Here is a 12,295-nt window from a genome sequence, read left to right on the forward strand (position 1 = left end):
TAGTAATGAGACATAAAATTAATTATCTACTATTATCTACCCTCGTTATATCGATTGTAGGTGTAAGTAGTAATCAAATAGTTTTTGCTGAGGGTGGTTCAGTTCAAACCAATGGTAAGGTATCATTTTACGACGAAACAGGTACTGAACCAAGTAATTCAACTGAACCATCAGATTCTAGCAAAGAATCTGGCGGAGTAAATGAGCCAACAACTTACCCTGAAACTTCAGGTGATGCTATAGCAAAACCTGTTGGCAAACTACCATCAACTGGTGAACTAGTTCTAAAAAGTTTAACGATAAGCGGTGGAATATTACTTGTTTTAAGCACATTCTTTATTCTGTTGAAAAAGAAAAAGGGGGCAAAGTAGTCAATGAAAAAAAATACTATTTGTATCGCTTTTGTAGCTATGGCGAACATACTTTGTCTGTTAATCAATAATCAACAGGTATTGGCTGAATCAAGTGAGAATAGTCCAGGTCATATCAGATTTACAGACGATACTGATGGAGGCAAGAATGGGATCCAAGATCCCGAGCATCCAGAAAATATCGTTGATCCAGGACCAAGTCCAAGCTTATCTGGTGATTTACGGATAGATTTCGTTCCGCAGTTAGACTTTTCAGCTAATAAAGTTTCTGATAAAGGGATGAGCTTGCCTGTTAATGCGCAATTATTTCTTGATGAAACCCCAGTTCGCGGTAACTTCATCCAAATAACGGATGAGCGACCAAAAGCTTTGGGTTGGTCATTACAGATGCGCCAAGAAACACAATTTCAGAATATGAACACGGCTAATAATGAATTAAAGGGAGCTTTTCTTTCTTTTGATAAGTCATGGACGAATTCAACTTCTGATTTAGCTAGCGCGCCAATGGTTTCTAAAGAAGTAATTGAAGTCAACACTATAGGAGAAACTTATACTCTTGCAACTGCAAAATCAGGTAATGGGTCTGGAACTTGGTCGGTCTCGTTTGGTGCGTCAGAAAATAATCCGCTTCAATTAGAGAATACCTTGACACCAAGAATCGATCAAAAAGGCGAAGCTGTCCTTAACTCGGATTTTGCTAATAAGCAAAACTATCAAAATAATGCAATAACATTAAACATCCCTGCAGCAACAAAAATTGATGCTGTAGAGTACACAACGGTGATAACTTGGATTTTATCCGAGCTACCATAAATTATTACACACAATATTAGGAGGAAATACAAATGAAATTAACACACAAATTATGCGGAGCAGCATTAGTAGCAGTAGCTGGGGTTGCTTTAGCAGCACCAAACACAACAAAAGCGGATACGATGAACGGAAAAGGTCATATCGGTTTCACAGAATCAACTGGCATCCAAACAATGACAGATAACAGTACTTCAAAAGATTCAAGTGGTGACACAGGTACAGGTTCTGAAATTACTTCAAACTCAACATTGACAATTACTGATCCAGGTGAATTCGGAATTATCTCTGTATCACCACTAGAATTCAAAACACACTCAGTATTATCAGCATCTCAAGAAACATTTACAGCAGATTTATATGACAATGGCGGCAATAAAATGGCAAACTTTGTCACTTACACTGATAAACGTGCAGAAAATGTCCGTGCTACACACAAATTAAGTGCTAAATTGATCCAACAATTCCAAACAACTAGCGGTACACAATTAAACGGAGCAAAAATCACTTACAACAACGTATGGGTAAATGATTACGCAAATGCTGTTCAACCAAGCTCTATCTTGAACAACGTAACTGTAGAATTAAACCAACCTTCAGTATTTATCAACAATACAAAAGGAACAACTAATGCAGGATACGGACAACATGATGTGAAATTTGGGGAAACTGCTGGATCTGCTAATGCAGACAAATCAGTAACATTGGATATTCCAAAAGCACAAAATCCATCTGTGATCGCTGGAGATTATAACGGCGTTGTTGAGTGGACTTTATCAGAAACTCTTTAAGATTTCAATTTTAATATGTAGATTGTGAGAGAGGTTCACTGGCAGATATAGTCAGTGAACCTGTCTTCTGAAAATAGGAAATGAGGGAATGACAGCATGAGAAAAACAATAGGAACATTAGCAATAGCTTTATTATACATAGTAGGAATTTTTTCATTTAGTTTATCTGCGGAAGCAAGCGTGGGCTTTACATATAAGGTGAACCGACCAGAAAATCAAAGAAATATGGACGTCGGCTATTTTGATCTTAAAATGAACCCAGGTCAAAAGCAGTCAGTAACAATCGATTTGACAAACGAGTCTGATAAAGAAGTTGTTGCTGTAGTTTCCTTAAATAGTGCGAAAACAAGTAGTAACGGAGTCATTGAATATGGACCTAATGAAATTGATAATGACAAATCTCTAAAGTATGACTTTAAAAATGTCGTGAAAGCACCAGAAAAAGTAACGATACCAGCAAAGAGTACTGTACCAGTGAAATTGGATATCACCATGCCGGAAGCGACTTTTGATGGAGTGATTTCTGGAGGAATCCAGCTAAAAGGCGAGGTAGATAAAAAGAATCGTGAAAAACAAAAAGGCGTTATCAACGAATATGCATATGTTGTCGGGATGCTGCTTTCCGAAACAGACACCGTTGTTACTCCAGAATTAGCGTTGAATAAAGTAAGCGCTGGGTCAAACAATTACCGTAATAGTGTGTTTGTGAATTTTTCCAACATTAAACCAGCATACTTAGAAAATCTAACAATGGATGTCCAAATCATGAAAAAAGGTTCTGAAGCTGTACTATATGATACCAAAAAGGCAAACATGCGTGTGGCACCAAATAGTATGGTCGACTTTCCAGTATCGATGAATGGTGAACGAATGGTACCAGGTGACTATAGTGCGCATGTCGTAGCAAGTACAAAGGATAAAAAGTGGGAATGGGACGAAGATTTCACAATTACAGATGAGGAAGCGGATAAATATAATGATGAAGATATCAGTTTAGTAAAAGAACAAGGTATCAATTGGAAAATGATCGCCATGATCGTCGGAAGTGTTATTGCCGTAATCGTTGTTATTTACATCATCGTTCGAGCTAGTTTAAATAAAAACAAGAAAAAGAAGCGGAAGAACAAGAAGAAAAAATAAAGATGAAGGGAATGAGGAATAATGGGGACGTTAGATTGGTCATTTGTTGTCCTTTTATCTAGTGCATTTCTCTTTACTTTGTTTAGTCTAGTGTTGTTGCTAAACGTTTTTAAAAGCAAGAAACGTCTAAAAGCTATTAAAAGAAAGCGACCACCTAAAAACAAAAAAAGGCGGAAACGATTTTTTGTAGCCAAAAGAAAATTGCAAGTTACACTTAAAAAGCAAATTATGTGGACGATCATTCTTATATTCATGGCGGGGGGGACATCAGCTGGTGCAGTTTATTCTCGTTATTACCAACAAAATAAGTTGAATGGCAAAGAATCAGAATCAATTGTTCAAAGCTACTATATACTCACTGAGTTGACAACCCAACTTGAAAATGTCAACAAAAATGAAAATCCGCAAAAATCAATAAAAAATGTTAGAGGACTATCGAATAAACTAGTCAGTTATGGATTTATTACAGCTTCTGTTTCGTTGAAAGAAGAAAAACAACATTTGTTAAATAGATATTTCATCGGTGTAAAAGAGCTTGGTAAAAATCTTAGTGAACAATCTGTTGAAACTTTACAAGAAAAAGAAGCCTATCAAGGATATATGAACGACATTGAAAAGATAAAAGCAAATCAAACAGAAGTATTTAAAGAATTTAAGATTAATGAAGCTGCGTTAAAGAAAAAACAGTAGAAAATGCTGAGGTAATCTTATGACAAAAAAAGATGTAAAGAAGAAGACAGACACTTCAAAGAAATATTCGAAGTCTAGTAGCATAAAGCCAAAAGCAAAACGAAATCCACAGCAGAGAAAAGCAAAACTTTCTGATAAACGAAGAAAGAAAAAACAGACTAAAAAATTGAAAAAAAGATTAGTAAATAAACTAGTTGAACTGGGCCTTACTTTAGCGATCTGCATTTTACTACTTATTCTCATGAATCTTTTTGTATTTAGCATTTCTAAATTTGAGGGCTATTCAATGGTTCCGACTCTGAGTGACCAAGATCGTTTGTTTGTCTCCAAATTATCAAAAATAAAAAGATTTGATCTTGTTTATATAAAGGATGGGAATAATGAAGTAAGTGTTCGGCGAATCATCGGTTTGCCAAACGAGCAGGTTGCTTATCGAGATGATGAACTGTATATAAACAACGAATTGAAAGCTGAGCGTTTTTTATCAAAACGAATCAGAGAGGAGTCGGAGGAGCCGATCACAGAGAATTTTGACCTATACGATTTATTTCAAAAGGACATGGTTCCTCCGAATAAGTACTTTGTTTTAGGTGATAATCGAGAATATGCTACAGATAGTAGAGAATATGGGTTTGTTGATGAAAAGGCAATAATCGGTATTGTCAAAGCTAAAGTGTTTCCTTTTTACGATATGAGACAGTTTTAACGATAGAGGAAGTTTGACCATGAAGAAGATAAATGAACAAGCAATACGATCAAAAAGGAAATATAAAAAGAATGTCACGATGTCAAAGGCGGTAGATAAGCGCAAGAAAAGTAAAAAGAGGCCTTCAAACGTGAAGAGTAAAAAAAGACGTTTATGGAGTTTTTTACATGACAAGAATACGATCTATTTACTGCTGTTTTTGTTGACTGTGATTGTTTTCCAAACTAATTTTTTTGCACATAGAGTAGATGGTGTATCTATGCAACCTACATTTCTTAATAATGATCTTGTCCTTTTGAGAAAGACAAGAAAAATACAAAGATATGAAATCGTGACGTTTCGACCCGAAGAAGACAGATCCTCTTCTTATATTAAAAGAGTGATTGGTGTTCCGGGAGATTACATATGGGTAGACGGGAATACTTTGTTTTTAGCATATAAAGATAATACTCAACAGTTCGTAGAAACACCAAAAAGAATAGAAAATATGTCAGACGGCATGATAAAAATCAATGTATCTGATGAAGCGGCTAAAGAATTGGCGCAGTATGATCAAATTCCAAAAGGATGTTACTTCGTTCAAGGAGATAATCGGAATAACTCAAATGATAGTAGGAACTTTGGTTTGGTGAAAGATGAACAAATAGAAGGTACATTGTTCTTGAGATATTTTCCAATCAATAAATTTGGAGTTCCAAAATAACCGAAAGAAAGAGAGAACGTTCAAATAATGATGAATACGATAAAAAATTTTTTAAAGCAGAATTCGCTATTTATATTTTTAAGCTTTTTGATTCCTGTTGGGATTATGTGTATTGCTTACTATAATATAGGAATCTATCCGGGAAGTGAGATGTCAATTTTAGCTTCGGATGGTTTTTCTCAATATGCCAATTTTCATTCAAGTTTCAAAAATATGCTAGATGGGAAACAAAGTATATTTTATACATGGTCTGGTTCATTAGGACTGAATTATTGGGCGTTATCAGCGTACTATTTAAATGGAATATTCACACCTTTAGTCGCATTTTTTGATAATAGCAATATGACAGATACTTTGTATTATTTAACATTGATCAAGTTTGGTGCAATGGGCGTATCTTTTTGGATTTTTGCACATAATACATTCAAGTTGAATCGGTGGCTTGTCGTCTCTTTAAGTGCCAGCTATGCACTGATGTCTTATGCTGTTGCTTATTCAGAAGTAATTATGTGGTTAGACACATTTGTCTATTTGCCGTTGATCATTTTAGGTATTCATCGACTGATGGATCAAAGCAAACCGATTGTTCTGTTCATAAGTTACCTATTCTTATTTTTATCTAATTTCTACATGGCATTTATGGTTGGCGTATTTTCATTTTTATATTTCTTTGCTAGAGCATGCACCAATTGGGGACGATATAAGAAAACGATTGGGCACTATTTAGTAACATCGTTTTTGGCTGGCGGTGCATCTATGATCGTTATTTTACCGACAGTGATTGACTTAGCAACGAATGGTGAAAGCTTAAGTAGTATTGGCAGCTTTTTTACGAAGGATATTGGTTCATGGGATTTAATCGCAAAAAGTTTAGTCGGTGTCTATGATACGAGCAAATATAAGAGTATGCCATTCATCTATATTGGATTGATGCCATTGATTTTTTGTATCTACTATTTTGTAAGTAAGAAATTTGCTCTAAAAAATAAGTTACTCTACGGAAGTTTATTTTTGATCCTATGTTTAAGCTTCTATATTAATCCAATGAATCTATTTTGGCATGGGATGCATGGACCGTATATGTTTTTGTTCAGATTTAGTTTTCTGCTGTCGTTTTTGATTATTTTAGTAGCAGGCTATAGCTTAGAACGTTTTTCAAAAGAAGATATCAATGGTATTACCAACGTAATTTTGTCCCTAGCATTTGTCTTTCTTGTATTTATATTTTTTTCAAATAAGAAAAGGTATGGTCTTATTACGACAGAGGCATTGGTTATCAGTATTGTATTGTTAGCTATATATTTACTTATTTGGCTGATCTATGCATACAAACCCAAATGGTCTCGGGCTGCGACAGCAATCTTGGTATTATTTATGATGGGAGAAGCAGCATTTAATGCACAACAAATGGTTATTGGGATAAAAAACGATTGGTCATATATTAGCCAAGCTGCATATAACGATAACTATGACGATATTACAAAGTTGGTAGACCTAACAGAAAAAAATGACTCTTTCTTTAGAATGGAAAATCTAAATAGTTCTTCTGCAAATGATAGCTTTAGATATGGCTATCACGGCGTGTCTATGTTTTCATCTATTCGAAATCGTCATTCTTCTCAATATATCAATTTATTAGGCTATCGTTCATTTGGAACCAATTTACTAGTAGATTATAGAAATAATACATTGTTGGCAGATTCACTTGTTGGTATGAAATATAACATTTCAAGCAGTGACTATTTTAGCAAGTTTGGATATGAAAAAGTTAAAAAAAGTGGCAAATTTACACTTTATGAGAATAAATATGCATTGCCCTTAGGGATTTTGACGGATGATGAGATTTATGAAAAAGAAGCTGTGAAAAATCAGACAGAACTGTTCAATCATTTTTCAGGAACAAATGGAGAAATCTATACATTTGGTGATGCACCGATCATCTCTTCAAAGGATGTAACTATTTCTGAAACTGGAGATACTATTGAATTAGGAGAAACAGAATTGGGCCATGCAAGAACATTAAAGTTTTTGATTACAGTGCCAGCTGGAAAGCAAGGATATCTTAGTATTGTTCCTACTAATCTTTATAGAGAAGGGCAGACCAATGTTTCTGTAAAAATCAATGGGAAAGAAAGTGGCAGCGGCAGCTCATTTGCCAATACAGGTCAATACCATGATTTAGGTTACCATAAAACTACAACAACTGTAGAAGTCGAATGTACGTTTGTTGGTGGGAATCAAACGATTGAAATTTTCCGACCAGACGCCGTTTTTCTAGATACAGAAAAATTTGCAGCAGATGTTGAAAAGATCAAAGAAAAAGCCGTAGATTTCAACATTGATGGTAGACGAGCAAATGCTGAAATTGATTCAGAAGAAAAACATGTTCTTTTAACAACTATTCCTTATGATAAAGGATGGTCTGCATATATAGACGGGAAGAAGATTGAGATCGATACATTTAAAGATGCCTTTTTATCTGTTACTATTCCAAAAGGAAAACATACATTGGAATTTGTGTTTATTCCTCAGGGATTCATGTTAGGTGCAATATTATTTGCTGGCTGTATTCTTCTATTTTCTATCTATGCTTACTGGTTTTACAAAAAAAGAGCGCAGTCGATTGATAAGGAGAAGATGATGAATGCATAAAAAAATTATTTTACTGAGCATACTTAGTCTCTTTTTTATGGTAGGTTGTCAAACCAATACGTTGCAAAAGAAAACGACTAAATTTTCTGCAAATGGAAGTGATTACTCCATTCAATTGCCTTCTCACTGGCAAAAAGATAAAAAGGAAACAGCGATCAATAAGTCAGCGGTGGTCAGTTCAAAGGATACAAAAAGCAACTCCGGGATGTATATCCTTACAGAAAAAATGGGAAAACTTAGCGAAAAAGAATTAGAAAAACACGCAAAGGGTTACTTGGAAGATTATTATGTTCTTAAAGGTGTGAAGGCGAATCGATTTGTAGCAAATGGACATTCAGTGATCAATTATACAATTTCAGCTAAATATGAAGAAAAGAACTCATTGTTAGATGTTTATTATGTAGCTACGGAAAATTCTGTTATCAGTCTATTCTTTTTTAGTCCTATAGATAATGATAGAGCATATGACAAAAGGAAACAAAATTTTGATCGTTCAGTAGAGAGTCTTAACGAGAAAGTAACAAATGAAGTGACAGAAGAATCGTCCAATGAATTGGATAATCGAATTCAAAATAAAAATTTTTCGCTGCAGGTCAGTACTTATGAGGTGAAACAAGTAGAGGATGAGAAGTTACTGGTTATTCGATATCTAACTACAAATAAAGATCAGGAAGTATTGAAGCCCATTGATCAATGGAAGCGGTATATGAAAGTTTATCAGGGAGAAAAAGAATTAACAAGACAAGAAAACAAGGAATTATCAGATAATACCTTAGATTATCTGTCTCAAAACAGCTTCAAAAATATTGAGAAAGAAGAAGCAGTGGAAGCTGCTGTAATATATTCTCTTGATAAAAATAATGAGGAAGATGTCACCATTCAATTCGATGATACTGAATTTAAGAACAAAGAACCTTTAACGTTAACACTAAACTAATTGGAGGAACTAGATGAAAAAATACGTAAAAATTATCTTGTTTTTAGGCATACTTTTGATAATAGCAGGGTGTTCAAAAGAAAAGTCAACGATCAATGCGAAACTACCAAAAGAAGATGTAGCTTTTACTTGGTTAGGAGAACGCACTAAAAATTTTGGTTCATCTAACTATCCTGTAGAGCTGAGTGAGATCGATAAAGTCATGGATGATAAATACCAAATAAAATTCTCATCATTGATCAATGATAGCAATGAGTTAGTAAATAAAGAGTTTAGTGGAAACAATATAGCTATCAATGACTCTTTTGAAATTGCAGCAAGTGAAGAGAAACTCCTTTTTTCAGGAAATAAACTTTTTGAAAATCAGCAAAATAATATCATCGCACGTGTCAAAATGAGTACTGAATACATTTATATGCCAAGTGTAAAGAAAGCAAAATTATCGAATCAGGATATCGAGATTCGTACAGTCATAAAAGATAAGAAGTATCCTGGCAAAGATTTCAATGCGTTTATTAAACCAATCATAGAGATGATGAAACTCCCAGACTCGAATAAAGCATCTAAACTGTTTGAAAAGAAAGTGGAGGGAGAGAAAAAAGCAATCGCTGGTCAGACAATTAAACTGTATGACAATAGAGATGAAGGAAAGCAAGAAGGAACATTTGGGAAGTATTTATTAGTCCAATTTGATAGTGAAGGCATACCAATGAACATTTTCTTAGGTACAAGTGACTATCGTTATTAAAAGATATCAATAGAAATATCAAGTATATCAGAGCGTCAGCGGGAAGAAATCGCGTTGGGCAAATGCTCTAATTATTGTAGATAAATCATAAATAGTAGAAGTGATTGAGTTTACAAGATAAGGGCACCTGCACGAAAATTCAACCCTTGATTTTCATGTAGGTGCGTTTGTTTTTTCCAACAGTATAAGTTTTAAGCGACTGGATTGTAACTTATAAAAAGTGTATTCAGATCCAGTGGTTTATTTTCAAAAAAATATGTAGCTAATCGCTAGATTCTATGACGCTGGATAAATGTAGAAGAAATAGTTGCTCTTTTGACAGTATCTGTAAATAACAACCCAAAGGCTTTTTCTCCACATAAGTCCAAATGATGATCTACAGTTGGAAACTGCAATAACTTACTAGATAACAAATTTTCTTCACCGATGACAATAATTTCTTTCAACGATAGCTTCTGCAAGATCCCCGCAGCAACATCATCGCCATTTGTAACGATTACTTCAAGATTTTCAACTTTCGAAAAGTATTCACCAGCTTTGATCCCATCTTCATAAGTCCGACAATCCCTAAAAATCAATGAAGAATCTGCTGATCCAATTATTTTTCGATAGGCTTCCAATACGATCGCTGTACTAGCACTGTCTTTTTCTGGACGGCCGACAGTCAATCCTATTTTTTTATACCCTTGTTTTATCAACAGTGTAAACAAATCATGGTAAGACTTTCCCCGATCGATCGAAACACAAGAAATCGGATAGTCTCCTGTATCTTCACAACAAACGATCGGTGCATATTTTAAATACTTAGAAATGATATCAAATGAACTTTTTTTTGAAGTAATGATCATCCCATCCCAGGCTTTGGCAGCCAACTCATCTAAATAACGCTTTTCAATCGTTAAATCATAATTTGTCGGCAATAACGTGACCTTATATCCAGATTTGAAGGCAGCTTTTAAAATGCCGCTGACGATTTTATCTGTATAAGGATGATCAGAAAATGGAATCATTACGGCAATATGCTTTGAATGCCCACTACTTAAATTTCTGGCCTTTATATTCGGAATATAGTCTAGCTCTTCCATGATGCTTAAAATTTTTTTACGCTTTTCTTCTGTCACGTAAGGATGGTTATTCAATACTCTGGAAACGGTAGAAACAGAATAGCCGGATAATTTAGCGATATCACGAATAGTCGTCATGAGCGGCTCCTTTCAAGGCTATAGATGAAGTGAGGTAGAGAACAAAAGGGTCTTAAAGAATGCTAGAACCCGATTCCCATAGTCGACAAAATGGTAATGCTCATCATCAAAATCAAAGCAAATGTATCCCAATCCATCTGATTCTTCTATAGATAGCCCTTCTATTTCCGTTAATTCTACTGTTTTACTGATCGGTTTGCAATAATTATTCAAACTGCGAACGAAAAGCTTCCCTTCTTTGAATTCGAGAGAAACAAAGTAATAATCCATCCCTAACTGATCCGTTAATTCAAGCATTGCATTGATCATAAATAAACGCCTCCTGTCTTTTTTTTAACTATAAAGTATGAAACGCGTATCAGGTCAAGGCGAATCATTGAAAAAATAAATGGATAGCATTTTCATAGGAAAAGTGTTTCTTTTTGTCTTAATAAATACGAGAGAGTATACTCAAAGTAAGAGAGGAATTTCCTCAAAAATACTTAAAGGAGCTGCTAGTATGATCAAAATCAGCCAGGCAAAAATGGATGCTCTGAACCGTCTGTCAAATGAAAAAGGTTTAATTGAAGCGTTGGCGATCGATCAGCGCGGATCGCTAAAAAAAATGATTTCAGACGCTGCTACAACAGCAACAGGAGAAGAAATCATTGATTTCAAAAAAGTTGCTTCAGAAGAATTGACTCCTTATTCATCTGCGATACTGTTAGACCCAGATTATGGATTGCCAGCAACAAAGGTACGTGATAAATCTTGCGGTTTACTTTTAGCGTATGAAAAAACTGGTTATGATGCGTCCACTCCAGGAAGGATGCCGGATCTATTGGAAGATTGGTCTGTTTCACGTTTGAAAGAAGCTGGCGCAGATGCGATCAAGTTTTTACTCTATTATGATCCTGATGAACCTAGAGCGATCAATCATTTAAAGCATGTCTTTGTGGAACGACTTGGTAGTGAATGCTTGGGAGAAGATATTCCGTTTTTTGTGGAGATCGTTACGTATGATACAGAAGTCTTAGATGCCGGATCAGCAGCTTTTGCCCGAATAAAACCACATAAAGTATTGGAGTCGATGGTCGAATTTTCTAAACCGCAATACCATATCGATGTACTAAAAATGGAAGTGCCTGTAAATATGAAATATGTTGAAGGATTCACTGAAAATGAAGTTGTCTATAGCCGTAAAGAAGCACTGGCATATTTTAAGAAACAAAGTGAATTGACAGAGTTGCCGTTTATCTTTTTGAGTGCTGGGGTTTCGACAGAATTATTTCAGGAAACATTAAAATTTGCGAAAGAAGCTGGCTCAAAATTTAGTGGTGTCTTATGCGGCAGAGCTACTTGGCGTGAAGGGGTGAAACCATTTGCGTCAAAAGGAGAAGACGCAGGTCGAGATTGGTTTGCCACTCAAGGTAAAGCTAATATCGAGACGCTCAATGAAATCGTAGACGATTGCGGAACCTCATGGCGTTCTAAAGTGGAAGTGGGCTAATAATCGATAAAAAGTGGCAAAGAGCTTATCTAGCTTTTTGTCACTTTTTTTATTAG

The 12,295-nt window shown here is 35.1% G+C and carries 13 protein-coding genes; 11 read left to right on the top strand and 2 right to left on the bottom strand.

Annotation, left to right across the window (positions count from 1 at the left end; all coding sequences use genetic code 11):
- The first annotated feature begins 5 nt into the window (after nucleotides 1–5).
- The 10 genes from A5889_RS10840 (at nucleotide 6) to A5889_RS10885 (ending at nucleotide 9,548) form a co-directional block, all read left to right on the top strand.
- Nucleotides 6–371: an LPXTG cell wall anchor domain-containing protein gene (locus A5889_RS10840; protein ID WP_087641908.1), complete on the top strand. Its 366-nt coding sequence runs from the start codon at nucleotides 6–8 to the stop codon at nucleotides 369–371.
- Nucleotides 372–374: 3 nt separating this feature from the next.
- A complete protein-coding gene (locus tag A5889_RS10845) occupies nucleotides 375–1,184 on the top strand; it encodes a WxL domain-containing protein (RefSeq protein ID WP_087641909.1) in 810 nt (269 codons plus the stop codon).
- 32 nt (nucleotides 1,185–1,216) lie between these two features.
- Nucleotides 1,217–1,972, top strand: a complete 756-nt coding sequence (locus A5889_RS10850; RefSeq protein ID WP_087641910.1) for a WxL domain-containing protein — start codon at nucleotides 1,217–1,219, stop codon at nucleotides 1,970–1,972.
- Between the two features lie 96 nt (nucleotides 1,973–2,068).
- Nucleotides 2,069–3,112 (top strand): DUF916 and DUF3324 domain-containing protein, encoded by a 1,044-nt coding sequence (locus A5889_RS10855; protein ID WP_087641911.1) that lies wholly within the window; start codon nucleotides 2,069–2,071, stop codon nucleotides 3,110–3,112.
- A 21-nt stretch (nucleotides 3,113–3,133) separates the two neighbouring features.
- Nucleotides 3,134–3,802: a hypothetical protein gene (locus tag A5889_RS10860; protein ID WP_087641912.1), complete on the top strand. Its 669-nt coding sequence runs from the start codon at nucleotides 3,134–3,136 to the stop codon at nucleotides 3,800–3,802.
- 19 nt (nucleotides 3,803–3,821) lie between these two features.
- Nucleotides 3,822–4,508 carry a signal peptidase I gene (gene lepB / locus A5889_RS10865; RefSeq protein WP_087641913.1) on the top strand — a complete coding sequence of 229 codons (687 nt, stop codon included), beginning with the start codon at nucleotides 3,822–3,824 and terminating at the stop codon, nucleotides 4,506–4,508.
- 19 nt (nucleotides 4,509–4,527) lie between these two features.
- A complete protein-coding gene (gene lepB / locus A5889_RS10870) occupies nucleotides 4,528–5,211 on the top strand; it encodes a signal peptidase I (protein ID WP_087641914.1) in 684 nt (227 codons plus the stop codon).
- A gap of 30 nt (nucleotides 5,212–5,241) precedes the next feature.
- Nucleotides 5,242–7,863, top strand: a complete 2,622-nt coding sequence (locus A5889_RS10875) for a YfhO family protein (protein WP_176372902.1) — start codon at nucleotides 5,242–5,244, stop codon at nucleotides 7,861–7,863.
- Complete coding sequence (locus A5889_RS10880; protein ID WP_087641916.1) at nucleotides 7,856–8,800, top strand: DUF5067 domain-containing protein; 945 nt, start codon at nucleotides 7,856–7,858, stop codon at nucleotides 8,798–8,800. Before A5889_RS10875 ends, A5889_RS10880 begins: the two co-directional genes overlap by 8 nt.
- A gap of 13 nt (nucleotides 8,801–8,813) precedes the next feature.
- Nucleotides 8,814–9,548, top strand: a complete 735-nt coding sequence (locus A5889_RS10885) for a hypothetical protein (protein ID WP_087641917.1) — start codon at nucleotides 8,814–8,816, stop codon at nucleotides 9,546–9,548.
- Nucleotides 9,549–9,817: 269 nt separating this feature from the next.
- Here A5889_RS10885 and A5889_RS10890 read toward each other — a convergent pair whose 3' ends face one another.
- The gene (locus A5889_RS10890; RefSeq protein WP_087641918.1) at nucleotides 9,818–10,750 is read right to left on the bottom strand and encodes a LacI family DNA-binding transcriptional regulator; all 933 of its coding nucleotides are present in this window, start codon (nucleotides 10,748–10,750) and stop codon (nucleotides 9,818–9,820) included.
- 18 nt (nucleotides 10,751–10,768) lie between these two features.
- Nucleotides 10,769–11,059, bottom strand: coding sequence for a hypothetical protein (locus A5889_RS10895; protein ID WP_087641919.1), 291 nt, complete (start codon nucleotides 11,057–11,059; stop codon nucleotides 10,769–10,771).
- A 190-nt stretch (nucleotides 11,060–11,249) separates the two neighbouring features.
- Here A5889_RS10895 and lacD point away from each other — a divergent pair, with 190 nt between their 5' ends.
- Nucleotides 11,250–12,239 (top strand): tagatose-bisphosphate aldolase, encoded by a 990-nt coding sequence (gene lacD / locus A5889_RS10900; RefSeq protein WP_087641920.1) that lies wholly within the window; start codon nucleotides 11,250–11,252, stop codon nucleotides 12,237–12,239.
- Nucleotides 12,240–12,295: the final 56 nt, after the last annotated feature.

Source organism: Enterococcus sp. 9D6_DIV0238 (assembly GCF_002174455.2).
Lineage (GTDB): Bacteria > Bacillota > Bacilli > Lactobacillales > Enterococcaceae > Enterococcus_L > Enterococcus_L dunnyi.

What these genes read in the sequence shown, in the direction of transcription:
- A5889_RS10840 (WP_087641908.1), top strand. Translation starts at nt 6, where the DNA reads ATGAGACATAAAATTAATTATCTACTATTATCTACCCTCGTTATATCG.
- A5889_RS10845 (WP_087641909.1), top strand. Translation starts at nt 375, where the DNA reads ATGAAAAAAAATACTATTTGTATCGCTTTTGTAGCTATGGCGAACATA.
- A5889_RS10850 (WP_087641910.1), top strand. Translation starts at nt 1,217, where the DNA reads ATGAAATTAACACACAAATTATGCGGAGCAGCATTAGTAGCAGTAGCT.
- A5889_RS10855 (WP_087641911.1), top strand. Translation starts at nt 2,069, where the DNA reads ATGAGAAAAACAATAGGAACATTAGCAATAGCTTTATTATACATAGTA.
- A5889_RS10860 (WP_087641912.1), top strand. Translation starts at nt 3,134, where the DNA reads ATGGGGACGTTAGATTGGTCATTTGTTGTCCTTTTATCTAGTGCATTT.
- lepB (WP_087641913.1), top strand. Translation starts at nt 3,822, where the DNA reads ATGACAAAAAAAGATGTAAAGAAGAAGACAGACACTTCAAAGAAATAT.
- lepB (WP_087641914.1), top strand. Translation starts at nt 4,528, where the DNA reads ATGAAGAAGATAAATGAACAAGCAATACGATCAAAAAGGAAATATAAA.
- A5889_RS10875 (WP_176372902.1), top strand. Translation starts at nt 5,242, where the DNA reads ATGAATACGATAAAAAATTTTTTAAAGCAGAATTCGCTATTTATATTT.
- A5889_RS10880 (WP_087641916.1), top strand. Translation starts at nt 7,856, where the DNA reads ATGCATAAAAAAATTATTTTACTGAGCATACTTAGTCTCTTTTTTATG.
- A5889_RS10885 (WP_087641917.1), top strand. Translation starts at nt 8,814, where the DNA reads ATGAAAAAATACGTAAAAATTATCTTGTTTTTAGGCATACTTTTGATA.
- A5889_RS10890 (WP_087641918.1), bottom strand. Translation starts at nt 10,750, where the DNA reads ATGACGACTATTCGTGATATCGCTAAATTATCCGGCTATTCTGTTTCT.
- A5889_RS10895 (WP_087641919.1), bottom strand. Translation starts at nt 11,059, where the DNA reads ATGATCAATGCAATGCTTGAATTAACGGATCAGTTAGGGATGGATTAT.
- lacD (WP_087641920.1), top strand. Translation starts at nt 11,250, where the DNA reads ATGATCAAAATCAGCCAGGCAAAAATGGATGCTCTGAACCGTCTGTCA.